Origin of the sequence: Oenococcus alcoholitolerans (genome assembly GCF_051852995.1) — a bacterium.
In the GTDB taxonomy this organism is placed as follows: Bacteria; Bacillota; Bacilli; order Lactobacillales; family Lactobacillaceae; genus Oenococcus; species Oenococcus alcoholitolerans.
This window is the reverse complement of the sequence record NZ_CP176042.1, coordinates 1,591,956-1,610,122: the sequence shown is the minus strand read 5'-3', so window position 1 is coordinate 1,610,122 and position 18,167 is coordinate 1,591,956. Positions and strand designations below refer to the sequence as shown.

The following is an 18,167-nucleotide window of genomic DNA, read 5'->3' as shown; positions in this document are numbered from 1 at the left end:
AATATTTATCAACTAGTCTAATTAAACGGGAACAGGCTGTGATTTTCAACAGGCTGTTAACATAACTTTCTGACATATTCACATCATGGTGATAAATTTATCCCCAAACCTGTGCGTTTTTCTCCGTCTTTCCACTTTTTTAATACTTTTCCACAATGAGAGTTTTCCACCAAAACCTTATTTATCCACATTTCAACCAGTTATCCACAGTTTACACATATATTTCTTTGAATTTTATTAACATCCTGTGGAAATGTAGTCAATTAGTGGAAAAGCTTGTATAACCTCAGATTTAACTTAATTTCTTTTAAACAAATCCACACCACGCTACGTGGTTATGTGGAAAACTAATTTTTTTAAAGATTTTTTTCTACTTGAGTTTTCATATAATGCTGTGGTAGCATAATACAGTAACTTTGCTTATCCTTATCGATAAACATATATATATGGAGTAGAAAATGAAAAGAACTTATCAACCTAAAAAGCGTCATTTGCAGCGGGTTCATGGTTTTCGCAAGCGAATGAGCACAGCAAATGGCCGCAAAGTAATTGCACGCCGCAGAGCAAAGGGCCGCAAGGTCTTGGCAGCTTGATTTTGTCGCTTAGGCGACTTTTTTATTTTTATTTGAATTTAAAGTAAATAATGGGAACGAAAAAAGTTTTTCGAATTAAAAAAAATAGCGATTTTTCCAGGATTTTTAATCATCATCAATCTTTTGCAAATCGCTATTTTGTTGTATACATAGATAGTCAGCCAGAGCAAATCAAAGAAATGCTTAAGCATTGGCGAATAGGTTTGTCAGTTTCAAAAAAAATTGGCAAGGCACATGACCGAGTTTCTATAAAAAGGCAGATCAGAGAATCTTTTAATTGTATTTCCGGAAGAATAAGACAAGACTATGATTATGTTGTCATTGCTAGACCATCGATCAAAGGACACAAACAAGAGTTCTTTATTGAGCAGATCGTTCACATATTAAAACAGGCAGGTACTATAGATGAATAATAAAACTAAGAAAAAAGGTTTTTGGCAACAGGCTGGATGGCCTTCAATTATTACCGCGATCGCATCTTTGGTAGTTATTATTCTTTTTGCTTTCGTTCCTAACAATAATTCCTCTGATTATCATGGGATCTTTGGTGTTATTGCTGGCTTTTTTGCTAACTCTATTCTTGGTGTATCGAGGATATTTGGAAATTCTTATGCTTTTGGAATAATTATTTTTACCGTCCTCATACGTTTTTTGATCCTGCCTCTTATGGTTTACGCTATGGGTTCGCAGAAAAATATGGCAAAGGTCACACCTCAAATCAAAAAAATCCAGGATAAGTATCGTGGAAAAAGAGACCGTGATTCGATGATGAATATGCAGGCCGAAACATCAGCTGTTTATAAGGCGGCTGGAGTAAATCCGTATTCCTCGATGCTCCCGTTACTGATCCAGCTTCCTGTTATTTGGGCACTTTTTCAGGCTATCCAATCAACTTCTATTTTAAGGACTGGTTCTCTTTTGTGGCTTCAATTGGGACAAACTGATCCTTATTACGTATTGCCTTTTCTCGCTGCTCTTTTTACCTTCTTAAGTTCGTGGATGAGTACTATGGCAATGGGAAATTCCCAGCCGGGCTTTGCTAAAGCCATGCCTTATATATTTCCTATTTTGATCTTCTTTCCCGCTTTAGCTTTTCCAGCAGCTATTTCTCTTTATTGGACGACTACCAATGCCTTTCAGTTGGTCCAAACTTTTATCTTGCAGAATCCATTCAAAGCACGGGCTGAAAGAAGAGCAGAAGCCAAGGCCGAAGCTGATAGAAAAAAGGCTATAAGAAAAACTCTTAAAAAAGCTCGTAAAAAAAGGAAATAAAAATGCGCCTTATCAAAACTATTTTTTCTTGGTCGCTACCTGTTTTTATTGGACTTATAGTTGCTTATTTGATTCAACTATTTATATTGGTTCCAGTAACAGTCAATGGTGATTCAATGATGGATAATCTTCACAATGGACAGCGGATATGGGTCTTTAAACCGGCCAAAATAAGACGCGGTTCGGTAGTTGTTTTTGATGCACGCCGTGAAGATCCCGGTATCCAAGCTGGTGAAAAAGATTATGTTAAAAGAGTTATAGCTGTTTCGGGTGATGAAATAAGAGCTGAAAATGGTCTTATATACGTAAACGGCCATCAGATAAACCAGAATTATATTTCTTTTTATAATCGAACAACAGGGACCGGAGATTGGGATCTTAAAAGTTTATCATCTGCTGGATCGCTTTTTGTATCCGGCAAGTCTCATTGGATCGACGGTAACGCGGTGAAAGTACCTAATGATTGCTATTTTGTTCTCGGTGATAATCGCGCTAGATCTGAAGATAGTCGCTATTTTGGTTTCATTGATAAAAAACACGTTGTTGGAGCCGCTCTAGTTTTTCCTTGGGAAAAAGATAGAACTGCTATAAATAGCGAGTGGAAACATTTTTATAATTAATTACCTGCTTGATCTTTTTACAGAACTTTTTTTGTTTCACGTGAAACCAATCCTATCCTGTGATTGAAACAAGAATAGCGATTTAGCGACATTTTTCCGCCATCAGCAACATCGCAGTACGGCGCCATGGCATCCCAATCACATCAACGACTACTATCAAAGACGAAAAAATCAACTTCCCCAGGTCAACGGTAAATCCGTTTGCACAGCGAAAGTTGCCGTCGCCGCGATGGGTCCCTACTACGAACGATTAACCGTCTCGTGACTACGAGTTAGATGTATGAATACGGCGTCAAGCACCAAGTCAGCTGACTACGTAAATAGTGTAAACCCCTAGTTCAAGAATAGAAAAGACTTAGGTCTGTTTGGATTACCCAAAACCCATAAGAACATTGAGAAAAATTCCTCTTCCTAGCTTCCTCACTGTGCGGCACAGCTAATCCTTGACTCCTGCCTAAACAAAATTCCATTATCTTGGCATTAGTGCTTGACTATGGGAAGAAAAAAACGAGATGGTCTTAGTATCCATCTCGTTTTTGCTATTTCCTTCTAATATTTCTAAATCAATATCCTTAGGCGTTAACCTTGCACCAAAACGTAACGACACCTGCTGGTTCGACCTTCTGTAGATATTTCAGGGCTTACTTGCTAACGGCTAACTTGCAGAAAATCGTGATTCTATCCGCTAAGGATATAGCGGTGTTTGTCTCAACTACCTGTAATTTTAGGATTTCTGTGTTCACGTTGATCACTCCTTTAGACAGTTTTTTTTAATCTCTGCAGCTGCAAGTATGATTAGTAGAAAAAACTCAACGACGGTTGGCCGTTTGTTTGGTAACATGCTCTCCTCCATCGAGGGATATTGCCCCCATCTCCAAGAAGTCTGCCAAGGTTGCTTTCGCGTTCCCTATGTTGCTCATACTAGCAAGGTCCATTGAATTGGCTTATTTCGTTTCATTTATGAAAGCTTCGAATTGTTTCTTGTAGGCAACAAATAAATCATCACAGCCAAGTACTCGTAACACGTCGATCAGCTGGTCAGTATCCCTTCGATTTTTTTCAGTAGGGTCACCATAATAACTGGTGATCGCCTGGGCCAGGCGCACCATGAAGCGTTCTGGAAGCTTGGTCTCATCAATCTCTGTGTTACGCATGACGCGTAAAATCTTGTTGGCGCTCTTTAAATCACCCGCATCCAGATTCATGAGTACTGTATTGTATAAAAGGCTAATGATCAGCTGGAAGTTATTGCTGACTTCGCGCGCCTGGTCTGTTCGCACAATTAACTCGCGCGATAAAGTATTAATGGTATCGAGTTTCATCACGCTCATTGAATTGCCGTAGACTAACAGCTCAAAGCCTGTCCACTCTTCAACCTTAAACAGGTAATCACTCAACAGTGCCAGTTCTTCTTTTGTGGGCTCATCGCCATCCAGGTCATGTATCATCGACTTCATCATGATCAAGAAAAGCTGGTTGTAAATCGTTGGATCTTCCTGGTAATGTGCATAGGCATCAGCCTTGACCAACTTAGCCTGAGCCATATTTTCCGTTATGACAGCTTTTGAGATACGTTGAAGCAGATCGCGTTGATAGCCGAGCTGTTCATCATCCAATGCTTGCGCAAACTCGTTTGGGGTAATACTCAGCCGATCAAGCAGCAGATAAAATTTTTCTACTGTCAAGCTCGAGACCCCGCGCTCAAACTTTGATAGTTGGGCGTTTGAGAGGATGCCTCTGGCCAGCGCGGCCTGACTCATTCCCTTGTTTTCTCGGAAATCAGAAATTATTTCGCCAAAATCTTTCATAATAGCCTCCACATTTCATATATGACACGTTTTTCTTGTTTGTCATCTTAGCACATAAACTAAGATCAACAACTAAGTGATTCAAAAAAGGAGTGTTAATCATGGATACATTGTTCAGCTTTAAATATTTCACACCCGGGGCAGTTTCGACACTTCCCGACCAGGGTTGGAAAATTCACATCTCTACATTCTATGATAATTACCGGAAAGTGCTAAAGCGTGTCGCACGTTATTGTTATAATCATCAGATTCCATTCAAATACACACTTTCCGAGCAACTTCCTATTATGTTAGGCAAGCAGGCATCGAGGATTTCATCAGGTAAGCTCATCACAGTTTACCCTTGGGATGACCAACAATTCTCCCTTATCACCCGCGATCTCTATAGGTTGCTTCAGGACGAACATGGCCCCTACATCTTAACGGACAGGCTCTATGTTGATGCAGCCCTAAGGCCCCGCTTTGGAGCCTTCAACGATGGCACCCCAGGCATTCTGTATTTCTATCTGCATCTATCGACAGTACTTCAATCCAAAGCCCAACTCGAAAGGAAATTATCCCATGGAATCCACCCTTAAGCTTCTCGCTCACCAGAAATTTCTCACCTTTCTCACGCTCCTCATGCTGACGATTCAATCGCTTTCGAGCGTCGGCAGTGCAATGTCGCTGGCCCATATCACAAACGCCCTGATTGCCAAGAGCCTCTCCGCGGTCATGAACTGGCTTTTGATTGCTGTCGCCTTTTGGGCCGTTACACTTATTTCCAACTACATCGCTTCAATCCTGCAAGCACAAGTTGTTCGTCGCATCAACAACCAACTTCGTGCACGTATCGTTGACGGTCTGAATGCAGTTTCATTGCCTGACTACCAAAAAATTGACCATAACGAATACGTTTCCTGGCTCACTAACGACGTCAACAGTATTGCCACCAATGGCCTGAATAACTTCTTCTCCCTGTACGGGAGTGCCACGGCGCTTATCTTCTCGGCAGTCGCACTGTTCACCTACCACTGGATCCTGGCCGTGTCCACCGTTGCACTTGGCGGTCTGACGCTTCTGCTGCCAAACCTCTTTGGTGGGATTATGCAGCGCGAGACCAAACGCCTAGCCGACGCCAACTCTAAGCTCCTCGGCCGCCTTGAAGACGTCATCTCTGGCTTCTCTGTCTTCTTTGCTCACAACATCGGCACTGTACTGACCCAAAAGGTCGTAGTGGCCTCTGATGATCAGGGTGCGGAGCAGGTCGCATACACTCGGCATACCGGCCTGGTCGAAGTCATCATCGGTGGTGCTAGCGTAATCGCTCAGATGTTAACTATGGCGATTACTTGCTATATGGTTCTCAAAGGCTACTTCTCCATCGGGGTCATCTCAAGTAGCGGCCAGCTGTCTGGCAACGTATTCAGTCAACTATCAAGTGTCATCTCTGGTCTCTTTCAGTCTAAGTCCGTTGAAGCTCTCTTAGAAAAGGACATCAAGCCCGCCCCAGCCGCAACCGAACCGACCGCCTCCACCTTCAATACGGCACTAACATTAGATCATCTGACCTTCGCCTACAACGACTCAAAGAATCCTGTCATAAACGACCTCTCTTATCGCTTCGAAAAAGGAGGCAAGTATGCCATCGTTGGCAAGTCTGGCACCGGGAAGTCCACGCTGATCAACTTAATCTCTGGTCGCCTCAACAATTACAATGGCGCCATCAACGTTGACGACCGTGAACTTAAGACCATGACTACCCCTAGCTTGAACGGGACCATCGAACTTGTCGATCAAAAGCCTTATCTCTTCAACGAATCTGTGGAAGAAAACATCACTCTCGGCGTCAATCGTACCAAATCCCTTCTCAAGCAAGCTGTCTCTTTCCTCGGTATCGACACCTTTACGAGCTTAGATGCTAACATCAAGGAACATGGCCAAAACTTCTCCGGCGGACAACGACAAAAGTTGGCTCTGGCTCGCGCCTTAACTTTTGACAAACCAATCCTGATCCTTGATGAAATGACGGCGGGCATCGATGCAGAAAGTGCTCAGCAGATTGAAGATACTCTGCTTGATAACCAGGATCTTACTGTCATTATGATCACACACACATTAACGGAAAAGACGAAAGAGAGGTTGACAGATGTCCTTGAACTTGGCTAAGCTTGAAGGCCTACTCGATGTGCCACCAGAATGAAAAGGCGCTGAAGTGTACCGAATCAGTGCTGCTTCAAAACAAAAAGCCGATAAATTAATGTTTGTCAGCTTAAAAAGTTTCACGTGAAACTTTTATTAATTTAAAAATGCTAAGTTTCACGTGAAACAAAAAGCGTTAACTATCCATTATTGTTTTTTTAAAAATATCCCTTGATATCTTGGCCGATTCTTTTTGGATTATCGTATTGACACCTTGACGGGGCAGGATCGTTGTAAACCAAATAAGCGGCTCGTGTGGAATGCCAAATGAATATAGTCCAGATATTTCTTGTCCGTTTTTATCGATCACTTGAAAATTTCTTTTGTTTATTAAAACACCGTCTAAAATCAAACCTTCGTTGCCGTTACTTTTTTTGATCACTGTTTTTCTGAACCAACCGCGTTTTTTTAGATTTTCTCTTAGATCGCCGTCAAAAAGAGATAGATCTATTTTTGGCAAGCGTGCTTCTAACAAGGTTTCGCTGTATATCTTTTCTTTAAATATACTAGTGGCAAAGAAGCATTTTTTTCTTGGACTGTTTTCTACTTTTATTTCTGGCCCTAATATTTTTACCACACCAGCTTCCATAAGAGCCTTAAGCTGTTCGATTCTGACAAGTGGAGGGCCGACGCTTAGAAAACTGCTTATATGGCTGAACTGTTTTAGAAATTTTTTAAAATCTTCAGCAGCAAAATAATCATTCTCGATGATACTTCTGATGGTTTCTCTGCAATCACGCAAAATATCAAATGCACCAGCTAACGGAGCATCCTTATTTCCTTTTTTTGCATCTATTATTTCGTAATTTAAATATTTTAGAAGCCACTTTTGAAAATCTTCTTTATTTATTTTTTGCTCATTGACCGGATCAAGTATTTTTTTCCAATCCCATATATATTCGTTGGGTATTTGGAATTTTTTTGCTGTCTGAGGAAAGGAATCGATCGGTTGCGATACCAATGATTCAACTAGCTGCTTACCGATTTTACCAAATTTTTTTTGGAATTCCTCATCGTTTGAAAGATTAAGATAGTACTTATATTGAATTTCCTTATTAAAGAGGTCGAAAAAATCTCGATAGCTGATACTGCCCTTCTTATTTTCTTTCTTTTTTAAATTTTTAATAGTGAAGAATAACGCTTTATACTGCTCACTTGGTTCCTTTTGGTTCAGACCTCGCGCACGAAATGGTATGCCGCTTCTAGAACCTGCATAGATGATCGGTTCTTTGCCGCTTTTTTTATAGATTAATTTCTGGTCATTATTCTTAATGAATTCTCCGCCGCGTCCCTCAGTCAGCAAAGCCATAAAATCAAAAAAAGATAAACCTAATCCACGGATTATGATCGGCTTATTTGCAGGTACTTTTAATAAATCAACTTGAGAAGGATGAAAAGGAGCTTTATAAATGAGACCGTGCCTATTGGCAAAATCAGAAAGTGTTTTTTCTTGATCAGTTAACTTGTCATTGCCAAAACCTAAAGCAAGGATGACAAAATCAAAAAATTCTTTTTCTCTAGATTTGTTCTCAAAAAAAAGTTCGAAACCATTTTCCTTTTTATCGATGGATTTAATTTCTTCTTTTTCTAAGTCAATTAAAACGTTATTGCTTGATTTTATTTTAGTGTTATCATAGAACCACGCTTGATATAGGCCAACTAGCCCTCGTACTACGTAATCATTAGGCTCGACATTTATCTTTTTTAAATAATCTTTATTTGCAGCATGTTTTTTTATATATTCCTCGGCATCGTCTTTTAACCATTCATAAAGGTTTTTTCCTTTAAAAATGGGTCCCGGGTCTTTGACCGACTTATCTATAAAGAAGTCTATTTGGCTGACAACTGTATTAGTTACTAACAGACTGTTATTTTTTATATCTGGACTCCAGACTCTTCCTCCAGCTCCATACGGATCAAATAATTTAATAGAAACATTCTTATCTGTTTTAGAGAAACGTGCTGCTATTCTATTTGCCAAACTAAGCCCCCTGGGACCTGCTCCAACTATAGCGATATTCATAACTACCATTATATTATTGAAAAAATTTATTTCGCTAATGGCTTAATATATCAAGCAACGATACGTTTTAAGGAGGTTTTCATGACAGAACATGTTAATTATCACAATACGGTAGAAATTTTAAAAGATCATGGAATTACTTTAGAAGATATTGCGGAAATTACATATAGACTTCAAACTAAATTTTTGTCTGGGTTAGACCGAGAAATATCTTTAGCATCTGTTAAAAGAGTTTTACAAAAAAGAGAGGTTCAGCATGTTGTTTGGGTCGCTCTTGAATTAGATCGTTTGACAGAAGAAAATCGCATTAAGGAGCCATTACGAGGTGTTATTAAAGAAGATTTCGGTCTTTTTGGTGTAGATGAATTGTTAGGCAATGCGATCGCTTCTACTTTTGGTTCGATCGGATTTACCGGATATGGCTATGTTGATAACATAAAGCCCGGTATTATCGGAAAGATAGATAAATTAGGTAAGACCAAAGAAAACGTAACGACTACTTTCGCCGATGACATCGTCGGCGGTATCGCTGCTGCTGCAGGTTCACGTTTGGCACAAAAATATCCTAATGGATTTCCAGCAAAGGATCCTGTAAAAAAATAAATTTTTATGTATATAAATTATCTTTAGTTAGCACCCGGACTAATTCCGGGTGCTTTTATTATATTTATTTATTCTTTTATATCTTTTTTAAAATTAAAAAGGCGATTATAATTAAATGATTGTTATTTATTTGATAGAAAGCTAGTAATAATGGAAAAAATTTTTGTTTTAAAAAAATTATCCTATAAAGTAAAAGATCGTCTTATTTTAAACGATCTGAATTACGAAATAGAAAAGGGTGCGTTTTTGACGATTACCGGTCCCAGTGGCAGCGGCAAAAGTACTTTTCTTAGAATATTGGCTACTCTCTTAACTAAAAGCAGCGGAACTTTACTTTTTAAAAGCAGAAAAATAGAAGAATATTCAAAAATAGATTATCGGAGAAAAGTTTCTTATCTTTTTCAGCAGCCGCAACTATTTGGAGAAAAGGTCATCGATTCGTTAAGTTTCCCATTTCAAATACGAAATCAACAAGTTGATATGGAAAAAATCGAAAAATTACTTTCAGAATTTTCTTTAAAAAAAGAAATTCTTGATCAATCGATCAATGATGTTTCTGGCGGCGAAAAACAGCGAATATCTTTGATCAGGAGTTTGATATACAAACCTGAAGTTTTGTTACTAGATGAAGTTACTACGGGACTGGATACTTTAAATAAAGATATAGTTCATAAAAGCATCCGATCTTTTAATGAAAACGAAGGAATAACCATTTTGTCGGTGACCCACGACGAAAACGAAATAAAATCAGCCGATAAACTTTTAGAAATTATTGATGGGAGAATAAAAAATGCAAAATAACCTAACAGTTACACCTTTATCTTTATTTTTTGCTGCCAGTTTGGTCTTAATAGCGATCTTTATATCGCTTAAGCAGCACCTTTCGTTAGAAAAGGATTTGGTTATAAGCGTCATTAGAGCGATTATCCAGTTAACGATCGTTGGTTATCTTTTGACTTATATAATCAAAGTAAACAATGCAATTTTTACTGTTGTGATGGTCCTGCTGATAATCTTTAATGCATCTTGGAACGCTGCTAAGAGATCGAAAAAAGTTAAAAATGCTTTTTGGATAAGTTTTATCTCAATTTTCATTTCTACTTCCGTCACTATGAGCCTGCTGGTTATCTCAGGTTCAATAAAATTTATCCCTGCTCAAATGATTACGGTTAGTGGAATGGTTGCTAGTAACTCAATGGTTGCTGCAGGTTTGTGTTTTCGCAATATGTACTCGAATTTTAGAGACCAGAGACAGCAAGTCATGGAAAAATTAGCTCTTGGTGCCGATTTAAAACAATCTTCGATTTCAATAATAAGAGAATCGATAAAAACCGGTATGGCGCCTACGATCGATTCAGCTAAAACAGTTGGGATCGTTAGTCTGCCGGGAATGATGTCCGGTTTGATATTTGCTGGTATAGATCCAACCAAAGCTATCATGTATCAAATTATGGTCGCCTTTATGCTTTTAAGTGCAACGGGTCTATCCTCTATCTCTATATGCTATTTATCGTATAAAAGCTATTTCAATAAAGATCTTCAACTAATTTGATTTAAAAAACAAAAAAAGCACTCTTTTAAATATAAAGAATGCTTTTTTTGCCCCAGCTGGACTCGAACCAGCGCATGGCGGTACCAAAAACCGCTGCCTTACCGACTTGGCTATGGGGCAGAAGTATAACGATAATAAATTTGTGAATGATCATCAAACTTATTATCAATGGGAGCGGTAGGATTCGAACCTACGAACTCGTAAGAGGGCGGATTTACAGTCCGCAGCGTTTAACCACTTCGCTACACTCCCAAGTGATTCGACTAAATTATTTTAAATTATAATTTAACGAATATCAACCCTTTTTTGAAAAAACTCTTTTAAATTACAAATTTTGATATTGCATAACCAACGCCGGCTTCATTATTGTTTTTCGTTACAAAATCTGCTTTGTTCTGTATGTCTTTACTTGCATTGCCCATAGCAACTGAAATCCCGGATTTTTCGAACATCGAAAGATCGTTTCCTTGATCACCGATCGCCATAGATGAATTTAGATCTATATTTAAAAATTCGCTTATTTTTTGCAATCCTGAACCCTTTGTCGCTTTTTTGGACATAAATTCTAAGTTATACCAAGCACCTCTAACAACGTCTAAATTTGTCTTTAAATCGAGGGGCAAATTTTGTTGTAAACTGTCTAATTTTCTTTTGCTCCCGTTGATGATCGGCTTTATTAGTTCCACTTCCTCCGGCATTTTATCGTGAATAAAAAGCGGACTATTTACTAGATAATTTTCCATCTGTGCTTCGTTGGGTACGAAACGGTCTATCGTGTGAGAACCGTCAGTTGATTCTATTTGAAAGTATGCTTGCCTATTATCGGCAAATTTTTGTATGTCGAGATAGTCTTGATATGTAACTGGATTTTTAGCAATTATTTTGCCTGAAGTTGTCTGTATCAAGGCACCGTTAAATGCAATAACGAACTGATCGTCTGATATTGGAACGCCGATTATATTCAACCAAGGCAATATTCCTGATAGCGGTCTTCCAGATGCTATGACAACTTTTTTGCCTTCTGCGACTGCTTTTCTGATCGCTTTTATATTATTTTCTGGCACCGTTTGCTGATTAGACAAAAGTGTGCCGTCTATATCTATTGCTACTAAGTCAATTTTTTTCATTTTATACCCTTTTTATATCAAGACAGACCTATGATTGCTGCAAAAACCAAAATCAAGAAAACAATTGCTGTTATCGTAGTATACAAATAATCTTTTTCAAATAAAAATGCAAATATCGAAGCAAAAACCCGTATGGCTGGTGTTAGTATCAAAACAAATATTCCTATCATCATCCATGCGGCAGCTTTTGCCTGCAGTAGGCCGTTGAACAGACTTAACAAATTTGAAGGTATTTTATTTGGGTAGCCATCGTTTCCCTTTACAAAAAAAATGATCACCCCGATCAACATTATGACAATAGAAATAAAAACACCGGTCCTTAATATCCATCCTACGGTTTTCTCTATTTGTGTTTCGTTTTTTTTCTCGATCTTACTTTGCTCCATCAGTATAAATTAACCCCGAATGCTTTGATTATTAATTGGATACCAGCTATTAAAACGACAGGTATGAATATTTGCCTTATTAATTTATTAGGCAAAGAAGGCATTATTTTTGAACCAAAAGTTGATCCGATCACGATCCCTATAGCTATCGGGGCAACGATCAGAGGTCTCAAGGTTCCGTTTAAAAAGTAGACTAGGGCCGATGCAGCAGCCGTTACTCCCATCATAAAGTTGGATGTCGCACTTGAGGGTTTTAACGGCATTCTCATCACAGTATCCATGGCAAAAACTTTAAAAGATCCAGACCCAATGCCTAATAGACCCGAGGCTAGACCCGCACCGAACATGACCAATCCACCTAACGGCACCTTTTGAATATGATAATCAATTGTTTTTTTGCTGAGCTTGTCATAGTAACTAGAATCTAATTTCAATGTTTTTGAAATTCTGTCAGTTTTGTCGGCTGGTTTATCGGCGTTTTTATTTCTAAGTTTTTGCCACATGGTCAACGCTTGATATAAAAGCAATAAACCAAAAAAAGCATTCAACCAGGTCGCGTTGAATAATCCGACTAAAATTGCCCCGCAAAGTGCGCCGATAGTTGTAAATATCTCTAAAAACATCGCCAATCTAATGTTTAATAGGTCGTCTTTTAAGTATGCGACTGAAGCGCCTGAAGATGTTCCGATGACAGCTATTATCGATGCGGCTATGGCATATCTTATCGGCAGGTTCAATGCAAGGACTAAAATTGGAGTTATTATCATGCCGCCGCCAAGGCCAAGGACTGATCCAAAGGTTCCGGCAAAAAGACCGATCAATATAAATACTATGAAAAGCGTTATACTCATAACTAATATTTTATAGGTATTTCCGTCTATAAAAATTAAATCTTTTTTCTTGCGTTTTTTTTAGGATGTGTGTACAATATTTATATTGTTTCAAATCATTGTCTAGTAGTTCAGTGGTAGAACGCCGCACTGTTAATGCGGATGTCGCTGGTTCGAACCCAGCCTGGACAGTTTTTTTATTTCCAGAGCTTATTGAGCTCTTTTTTATTTGCCAAAAATATAGTTAATGCAGCATAAATAATTATTAGGATCAAAATGACGATCATTGCATAAGTCGTTCTAATTGGTACGACCGTCATGTCTACTCTGATGATCGAGTCAGGCTGTGCTATAAAAGCAGAACCGTCTATCAATGCGTGGATCAAAATAGGAACGATCAATACTGAAGTTTTTGTATAAACTATGCCGAAAATTATTCCGATCGCACTTGCATAAACCATTTGGGTTATGGTCAGCGAGGCGCTTTGGTGAAAAAGATTTATTGAATGTAAAACACCGAATGCTGCACCTTGTATTATGATGGCGGCAAAATAAAAAAACGAGTTTTTATTTGTGGACGACAGCAGGTTGCCAAGCATCATTCCTCTAAAAGCGTATTCTTCGGCAAAACCGACTAAGACCGCAAAAACGACTGCTAATATGATTTGTTGGTCAGATTGATTTCCGATAGCTAATTGTCTGCTTGCCAATAATATATTGCTGGAAAGAAAAATTAGGATCGGCAAAGAGTAGATTATTGCTGATCCAATTTTCAGAGTTGAAAAGTTAATTTTAATTTTAAAAAACAAGGCATTGCCTAAAATCAACAAAATTAGAAAAACAAATTCATAAAATGAATTTATCAAAAAAGCAGTTGGTATATCCATCGGTCTCAAATGATAAGAAAAAGACAAAAAATTGCCTTGCGGCCTATTGAAGAAAAATGGGATCGATATTTGTATTATGATCCTTGAAATGAATAAACTGGCGACCGTCCAAAGGAAAATGGGTATTATTTTAAGCATTGATGAGCTTTTTGAATGATTCTTATACACGATGGTCTAATTAAAACACCAAAAAAAATTTACGTCAATTTAAAAATAACTCCAAAAATACGTAAAAAAACGTGGAGGTTACATGATGGAAAATTTTTTAAAAACTGATTATGAACACATGTTGGATGAAGGTAATTATAATGTCCTTCCAATTGGGGACTACGAGGTAATTATAAAGGATGTAAATAGAAGGAAAGCCGCTACCGGTAACGAAGGTATTCAATTTCAAATTGAGGTAAGAAAGGATATTCCTGAAGAAAGCTCTCTAGTTAACAGCAGCGGGCGCTTTGGCGGACGGTCTTTTTTCACTACCGTTTGGAATTCCGACCGAAATCCAGATTACCGTTTTACGAGTTTGAATGCGATCGCGATTGCTTGTGGAGCTGCTGATAACCATATTTTCACTGATTTTGATGATTTTAAAAAACAGATAGTCAAAAAACCTGTTCAAGTGCATTTAACTCATGATGTCTCAACTTTTCAGGGAGAAGACCGGGTACAAGAAACTGTTGCACCTTGGGACTGGGAACCGACTAATTTTGTTATCTAACAAAAAAAGATCAATGGCTGTATTGTCTTTGATCTTTTTTTATACCAAGAAAACGGAAGTCTTTTAAATTAGTTTTTTGTTCAATACTAATTTCTTTTGCTTCAATTTCTGTCTGTTCTTTGAAAAATTGCTCATATTCTTGTATCGATAATTTTTTTCTACGCTTGATCTGTTCAACTATTGTTTTTTTGTCGATAGATTTTTTAAAACGATCGGTCAACTCAATAGAAAAGAAATCTCCGACTGCGCCGGATCCGTAACTAAATAGTCCCAATTTATCACCTTTCTTAAGGCTTGGATCTTGAATTATCAAAGATATCAGACTTAAATATATTGACGCTGTATAGATGTTTCCGACCTTTTGATTAAGGTCTATTGAAAGATCGAATCTCTTTTTTAACATTTCTCGTGTACTTGGATCGATTTTTTCACAGGCTATTTTAAAAGCTTTATAAGCTAGTTTGCTGTATGGAACATGAAATAACAAAGCCGCAAAGTCGCTTTTATTTTTATTTATATACTCTTCGAAAACTGTTTTGAAAAACTCCAGATATTTTTCTTGAGAATAATGACCATTTGCAATGGCGTTTTTTTGATAGTTAGGACGCCAAAAATCCATTATTTGTTCACTGTAGACCTCGTTATCTTGGCTTATGGCGGCAATATTTGGATCTTTGGATATTATCATCGCCACCGCTCCCGCGCCTTGAGTTACTTCTCCTGGAGTATTAAGACCATATCTTGCAATATCTGAAGCTGTTATCAAAGCTTTTTTATTTGGATGAGTTCTCACATAGTCGCATGCGCTCATAAGGGCAGCCGTGCCGCCGTAGCAGGCTTCTTTAATCTCAAAGCTTCTTGCACTATTTGATAGTTTCAGCAGTTCTTGAAGATATAAAGAGCCGGATTTCGATTGATCGATCGAAGATTCAGTTGCAAATATGATCAAACCGACATCGTCTTTATCAATACCGTCCACTACTCTTTTGGCCGCATTAGCCGCCAGGGTTACCGAGTCTTGATCTGCTGGTGCGACTGACATTTGTTTTTGCATCAGTCCAAGGAGATATTTATTTGGATCAACGGATCTTGCTTCGGCCAAATCTTTTAAATCTAAATAAAATTCAGGTGTATAAAAATTTATTCTGTCAATACCGACATTCATTTTTGCATCTCTTTTCTTTTATTCTGCAAAGGCATATGGCCCGCTTGAATACCTTCTGTTACTAGTGCTCTTGTCGCAGCAAGGTTATTAGCGACTCCAACACAGGCTGTGATAGACATTAATTCTTCAGCTTTCGGTTTGCCCAAAAGTTCAAGTGAATATTTAGAGTAGGGTAAATAATTTATCGCACCGCCGATAACACCTACAGGCATTGGAATATCAGCTTTAAAACGCAGAAAATTGTCTGTTCCTAGAAACCATTCTACTAACTTACTATCTGGTTTTTGGTAACTTTCTAGTAACGAAGCGGTAACGGCTCTAGTATCATTAGCAGTCGCTAGACAAACTGCCTCTATTCCATTTAGCATGCCCTTAAAATCGGTTGCTCTTCTTTCGTTATTTATTTTTGCAAAACCGCTTAGAGCTGCGATTTTTTCTGCAACTTTTTCCCCAGTCATCTGCCTGGTTTTCAAGTCATCAAAACTTACTTTTCCGCTTAAATGAACTATCTTTTTTTTTGAACTATTGCTTAAAATCGCGGCCAATACGTCATCGTTTTTTGTTAGCAGGTTATTTTCTATCCAATTTTTTATTTTTTCGGCGATCGAATCTATCAAATTAGCACCCATTGATTGCTGACTGGCGATCCTGAGTTCTATCCAATCATTTTTTGTGTTTTGATGGAAAATAATTTTTTTTAAACCGTCACCTCTTTTTACAGCTCGCGGATTTACTTTTTCTGCTAATTCAAAGAGGATTTTTTTTGACGAATCTAATTTTTTTGCAAACAAGTCTGGATTTTGCAGTTTATCAAAAATTATTTGGCCGATCATGTATTCATTTTCGATGTTAGATATAAAACCGCCGGATTTTTTTATTCGCATAGCACCGTTTGAAGCGGCAGCAACCACGGATGGCTCTTCAGTTGCCATTGGTACTAGATATTCCCTGCCATTTATCAAAAAATCAGTTGCTAATCCCAATGGTATTTCGATTTGGCCAATACCGTTTTCAATAAAATGATCGATTTGGTCATTGCTGAGTGCAGTTTTATATTTTATATTTTCTAAAGCTTTTTCGGGCAGCCCCATTTGTTTTAGAAAACTTATTCTTTCTTCTATGGCCATTTTATATATTTTTTTCATTTGAATATATCTCCATTGCCATGCCCATGCCGCCGCCGACACATATCATTGCTATTCCGCTGTTCAATGATTCTTTTTTTATTTCTCGTGCAAGTGTGAAAATTATTCTTGCTCCGGATGCTGCCAGAGGATGGCCGAAAGCCAGCGACCCTCCGTTCAAATTTATTTTGTCATACGGTATTGAAAGTTCTTTAGCATCAACGATCGTCTGGGCCGCAAAAGCTTCATTTATTTCAAACAGATCGTATTGGCTGATCGTTTTATTTTGACTTTTTAAAATTTTCCTCGCAGCGGTTACGGGACCGTAGCCGAACAGTTCCGGCTGTACTCCTGCTTGTTCAATTTGACCGATTTGGGCTAAAATCGGCCAATTATGCTGATTGGCAAATTTTTTACTGGTTATCAGCAGCAGACAGGCACCGTCGCTGATGTTGGCAGCGGTTGCCGCTGTTATCGTTCCTTGATCTTTGAAAGCAGCTTTTAATTTTTTTATTTTGTCGAGATCTAATTTTCTTCTGATAGTTTCATCGTGATCTAGGATAGTGTTTCGGCCAGTTTTTAGCGGAACGATCTCTTCCTTGAAAAAGTCCTCGTTTAAGGCTTTGGCTGCCTTTTTTTGTGATGAAATAAGCCATTGATCTTGCTGCTGCCGATCGATTTTGAATTTTTCAGCTAAAATTTCAGTCTCAAAACCCATGCTTTGACCATTAAAGGGATCGATCAAACCGTCGGAAAAAAGCAGATTTTTGTCGCCGATGATTTTGCTGGCGTTAGTCATACTATCCGTTCCTCCGGCTAAAATGGCTTGTTCAGGATCGCTGTTGATCATTTGGGCTGCTAGTTGGACAGCTTTCATTCCTGATGCACAAGCTTGATTAACAGTGAAGGCCGTACTGGAAAAATCCAGACCGATCTGAATTGCTGTTTGACGAGCTGTATTTTGTCCTAAAGCAGCCTGATAAACATTGCCTAAGATAAGTTGGGAAACCATTTTAGGAGAAATATGATTATTTTTTAAAAGACTTTTACCTGCTTCGACAGCTAAGTCGACTGCCGAATATGAAGATAGCAAACCTTGATAATTTCCAAATGGAGTTCTGCTGCCTGCAACGATCACCGCTTGTCCTGCTGATGCTGTTTTTCTCATATATCTAATTATACGGGGTAAAAATAGTCGTTTTGATTAAAAGGAAAATGGTCCAAAATCGTTTTTTAGATCGAAATCTTCGTAAAAAGTTATGTTATAAATAATCTAAG

At 38.2% G+C, this 18,167-nt stretch carries 19 protein-coding genes and 3 tRNA genes; 11 read left to right on the top strand and 11 right to left on the bottom strand.

Annotation, left to right across the window (positions count from 1 at the left end; translation table 11 throughout):
- Window positions 1-458: 458 nt before the first annotated feature.
- Genes rpmH through lepB form a run of 4 tightly spaced genes read left to right on the top strand, consistent with a single transcriptional unit; the run spans window position 459 to window position 2,485 of the window.
- A complete protein-coding gene (gene rpmH, locus ACKP2L_RS08665; RefSeq protein ID WP_439425450.1) occupies window positions 459-593 on the top strand; it encodes a 50S ribosomal protein L34 in 135 nt (44 codons plus the stop codon).
- A 50-nt stretch (window positions 594-643) separates the two neighbouring features.
- Window positions 644-1,006 (top strand): ribonuclease P protein component, encoded by a 363-nt coding sequence (gene rnpA, locus ACKP2L_RS08660; protein ID WP_439425449.1) that lies wholly within the window; start codon window positions 644-646, stop codon window positions 1,004-1,006.
- Window positions 999-1,865, top strand: a complete 867-nt coding sequence (locus ACKP2L_RS08655) for a YidC/Oxa1 family membrane protein insertase (RefSeq protein WP_439425448.1) — start codon at window positions 999-1,001, stop codon at window positions 1,863-1,865. The genes rnpA and ACKP2L_RS08655 overlap by 8 nt, the downstream gene beginning before the upstream one ends.
- A 2-nt stretch (window positions 1,866-1,867) precedes the next feature.
- Complete coding sequence (gene lepB, locus ACKP2L_RS08650; protein ID WP_439425447.1) at window positions 1,868-2,485, top strand: signal peptidase I; 618 nt, start codon at window positions 1,868-1,870, stop codon at window positions 2,483-2,485.
- A gap of 944 nt (window positions 2,486-3,429) precedes the next feature.
- Here the strand turns inward: lepB and ACKP2L_RS08645 are convergent.
- Entirely contained in the window at window positions 3,430-4,293 is an 864-nt protein-coding gene (locus ACKP2L_RS08645; protein ID WP_439425446.1) for a helix-turn-helix domain-containing protein, read from the bottom strand.
- Between the two features lie 101 nt (window positions 4,294-4,394).
- Here ACKP2L_RS08645 and ACKP2L_RS08640 point away from each other — a divergent pair, with 101 nt between their 5' ends.
- Both ACKP2L_RS08640 and ACKP2L_RS08635 read left to right on the top strand, forming a co-directional pair.
- Window positions 4,395-4,871: a hypothetical protein gene (locus ACKP2L_RS08640; RefSeq protein ID WP_439425445.1), complete on the top strand. Its 477-nt coding sequence runs from the start codon at window positions 4,395-4,397 to the stop codon at window positions 4,869-4,871.
- Entirely contained in the window at window positions 4,855-6,441 is a 1,587-nt protein-coding gene (locus ACKP2L_RS08635) for an ABC transporter ATP-binding protein (protein WP_439425444.1), read from the top strand. Before ACKP2L_RS08640 ends, ACKP2L_RS08635 begins: the two co-directional genes overlap by 17 nt.
- A 169-nt stretch (window positions 6,442-6,610) precedes the next feature.
- Here ACKP2L_RS08635 and ACKP2L_RS08630 read toward each other — a convergent pair whose 3' ends face one another.
- Window positions 6,611-8,455 (bottom strand): FAD/NAD(P)-binding protein, encoded by a 1,845-nt coding sequence (locus tag ACKP2L_RS08630; RefSeq protein ID WP_439425443.1) that lies wholly within the window; start codon window positions 8,453-8,455, stop codon window positions 6,611-6,613.
- Between the two features lie 123 nt (window positions 8,456-8,578).
- On the opposite strand from ACKP2L_RS08630, the gene ACKP2L_RS08625 reads away from it, so the two are divergent.
- The 3 genes from ACKP2L_RS08625 (at window position 8,579) to ACKP2L_RS08615 (ending at window position 10,652) form a co-directional block, all read left to right on the top strand.
- Window positions 8,579-9,100: a phosphatidylglycerophosphatase A family protein gene (locus tag ACKP2L_RS08625; RefSeq protein ID WP_439425442.1), complete on the top strand. Its 522-nt coding sequence runs from the start codon at window positions 8,579-8,581 to the stop codon at window positions 9,098-9,100.
- 150 nt (window positions 9,101-9,250) lie between these two features.
- The gene (locus ACKP2L_RS08620; protein ID WP_439425441.1) at window positions 9,251-9,901 is read left to right on the top strand and encodes an ABC transporter ATP-binding protein; all 651 of its coding nucleotides are present in this window, start codon (window positions 9,251-9,253) and stop codon (window positions 9,899-9,901) included.
- Entirely contained in the window at window positions 9,891-10,652 is a 762-nt protein-coding gene (locus ACKP2L_RS08615; RefSeq protein ID WP_439425440.1) for an ABC transporter permease, read from the top strand. The genes ACKP2L_RS08620 and ACKP2L_RS08615 overlap by 11 nt, the downstream gene beginning before the upstream one ends.
- Before the next feature lie 47 nt (window positions 10,653-10,699).
- Here the strand turns inward: ACKP2L_RS08615 and ACKP2L_RS08610 are convergent.
- The 5 genes from ACKP2L_RS08610 to ACKP2L_RS08590 form a co-directional block, all read right to left on the bottom strand.
- A tRNA-Gln gene (locus ACKP2L_RS08610) sits at window positions 10,700-10,772 on the bottom strand.
- Between the two features lie 49 nt (window positions 10,773-10,821).
- Window positions 10,822-10,904: transfer RNA gene (locus tag ACKP2L_RS08605), tRNA-Tyr, on the bottom strand.
- Window positions 10,905-10,972: 68 nt separating this feature from the next.
- Window positions 10,973-11,779: a Cof-type HAD-IIB family hydrolase gene (locus tag ACKP2L_RS08600; protein ID WP_439425439.1), complete on the bottom strand. Its 807-nt coding sequence runs from the start codon at window positions 11,777-11,779 to the stop codon at window positions 10,973-10,975.
- 17 nt (window positions 11,780-11,796) lie between these two features.
- Window positions 11,797-12,165: a DUF1634 domain-containing protein gene (locus ACKP2L_RS08595; protein WP_439425438.1), complete on the bottom strand. Its 369-nt coding sequence runs from the start codon at window positions 12,163-12,165 to the stop codon at window positions 11,797-11,799.
- Entirely contained in the window at window positions 12,165-13,016 is an 852-nt protein-coding gene (locus ACKP2L_RS08590) for a sulfite exporter TauE/SafE family protein (protein WP_439425437.1), read from the bottom strand. The genes ACKP2L_RS08595 and ACKP2L_RS08590 overlap by 1 nt, the downstream gene beginning before the upstream one ends.
- Before the next feature lie 99 nt (window positions 13,017-13,115).
- Here ACKP2L_RS08590 and ACKP2L_RS08585 point away from each other — a divergent pair.
- Window positions 13,116-13,187, top strand: a tRNA-Asn gene (locus ACKP2L_RS08585).
- Between the two features lie 5 nt (window positions 13,188-13,192).
- On the opposite strand, the gene ACKP2L_RS08580 is transcribed toward ACKP2L_RS08585, so the two are convergent.
- Entirely contained in the window at window positions 13,193-14,020 is an 828-nt protein-coding gene (locus ACKP2L_RS08580) for a lysostaphin resistance A-like protein (RefSeq protein ID WP_439425436.1), read from the bottom strand.
- Between the two features lie 112 nt (window positions 14,021-14,132).
- On the opposite strand from ACKP2L_RS08580, the gene ACKP2L_RS08575 reads away from it, so the two are divergent.
- The gene (locus ACKP2L_RS08575) at window positions 14,133-14,600 is read left to right on the top strand and encodes a DUF669 domain-containing protein (RefSeq protein WP_439425435.1); all 468 of its coding nucleotides are present in this window, start codon (window positions 14,133-14,135) and stop codon (window positions 14,598-14,600) included.
- A gap of 10 nt (window positions 14,601-14,610) precedes the next feature.
- Here the strand turns inward: ACKP2L_RS08575 and ACKP2L_RS08570 are convergent, their stop codons facing one another.
- Genes ACKP2L_RS08570 through ACKP2L_RS08560 form a run of 3 tightly spaced genes read right to left on the bottom strand, consistent with a single transcriptional unit; the run spans window position 14,611 to window position 18,057 of the window.
- Window positions 14,611-15,765, bottom strand: coding sequence for a hydroxymethylglutaryl-CoA synthase (locus ACKP2L_RS08570; RefSeq protein WP_439425434.1), 1,155 nt, complete (start codon window positions 15,763-15,765; stop codon window positions 14,611-14,613).
- Entirely contained in the window at window positions 15,762-16,910 is a 1,149-nt protein-coding gene (locus ACKP2L_RS08565; RefSeq protein WP_439425433.1) for a hydroxymethylglutaryl-CoA reductase, degradative, read from the bottom strand. The genes ACKP2L_RS08570 and ACKP2L_RS08565 overlap by 4 nt, the downstream gene beginning before the upstream one ends.
- A complete protein-coding gene (locus ACKP2L_RS08560) occupies window positions 16,894-18,057 on the bottom strand; it encodes a thiolase family protein (protein ID WP_439425432.1) in 1,164 nt (387 codons plus the stop codon). Before ACKP2L_RS08560 ends, ACKP2L_RS08565 begins: the two co-directional genes overlap by 17 nt.
- Window positions 18,058-18,167: the final 110 nt, after the last annotated feature.

What these genes read in the sequence shown, in the direction of transcription:
- rpmH (WP_439425450.1), top strand. Translation starts at nt 459, where the DNA reads ATGAAAAGAACTTATCAACCTAAAAAGCGTCATTTGCAGCGGGTTCAT.
- rnpA (WP_439425449.1), top strand. Translation starts at nt 644, where the DNA reads ATGGGAACGAAAAAAGTTTTTCGAATTAAAAAAAATAGCGATTTTTCC.
- ACKP2L_RS08655 (WP_439425448.1), top strand. Translation starts at nt 999, where the DNA reads ATGAATAATAAAACTAAGAAAAAAGGTTTTTGGCAACAGGCTGGATGG.
- lepB (WP_439425447.1), top strand. Translation starts at nt 1,868, where the DNA reads ATGCGCCTTATCAAAACTATTTTTTCTTGGTCGCTACCTGTTTTTATT.
- ACKP2L_RS08645 (WP_439425446.1), bottom strand. Translation starts at nt 4,293, where the DNA reads ATGAAAGATTTTGGCGAAATAATTTCTGATTTCCGAGAAAACAAGGGA.
- ACKP2L_RS08640 (WP_439425445.1), top strand. Translation starts at nt 4,395, where the DNA reads ATGGATACATTGTTCAGCTTTAAATATTTCACACCCGGGGCAGTTTCG.
- ACKP2L_RS08635 (WP_439425444.1), top strand. Translation starts at nt 4,855, where the DNA reads ATGGAATCCACCCTTAAGCTTCTCGCTCACCAGAAATTTCTCACCTTT.
- ACKP2L_RS08625 (WP_439425442.1), top strand. Translation starts at nt 8,579, where the DNA reads ATGACAGAACATGTTAATTATCACAATACGGTAGAAATTTTAAAAGAT.
- ACKP2L_RS08620 (WP_439425441.1), top strand. Translation starts at nt 9,251, where the DNA reads ATGGAAAAAATTTTTGTTTTAAAAAAATTATCCTATAAAGTAAAAGAT.
- ACKP2L_RS08615 (WP_439425440.1), top strand. Translation starts at nt 9,891, where the DNA reads ATGCAAAATAACCTAACAGTTACACCTTTATCTTTATTTTTTGCTGCC.
- ACKP2L_RS08600 (WP_439425439.1), bottom strand. Translation starts at nt 11,779, where the DNA reads ATGAAAAAAATTGACTTAGTAGCAATAGATATAGACGGCACACTTTTG.
- ACKP2L_RS08595 (WP_439425438.1), bottom strand. Translation starts at nt 12,165, where the DNA reads ATGGAGCAAAGTAAGATCGAGAAAAAAAACGAAACACAAATAGAGAAA.
- ACKP2L_RS08590 (WP_439425437.1), bottom strand. Translation starts at nt 13,016, where the DNA reads ATGAGTATAACGCTTTTCATAGTATTTATATTGATCGGTCTTTTTGCC.
- ACKP2L_RS08580 (WP_439425436.1), bottom strand. Translation starts at nt 14,020, where the DNA reads ATGCTTAAAATAATACCCATTTTCCTTTGGACGGTCGCCAGTTTATTC.
- ACKP2L_RS08575 (WP_439425435.1), top strand. Translation starts at nt 14,133, where the DNA reads ATGATGGAAAATTTTTTAAAAACTGATTATGAACACATGTTGGATGAA.
- ACKP2L_RS08570 (WP_439425434.1), bottom strand. Translation starts at nt 15,765, where the DNA reads ATGAATGTCGGTATTGACAGAATAAATTTTTATACACCTGAATTTTAT.
- ACKP2L_RS08565 (WP_439425433.1), bottom strand. Translation starts at nt 16,910, where the DNA reads ATGAAAAAAATATATAAAATGGCCATAGAAGAAAGAATAAGTTTTCTA.
- ACKP2L_RS08560 (WP_439425432.1), bottom strand. Translation starts at nt 18,057, where the DNA reads ATGAGAAAAACAGCATCAGCAGGACAAGCGGTGATCGTTGCAGGCAGC.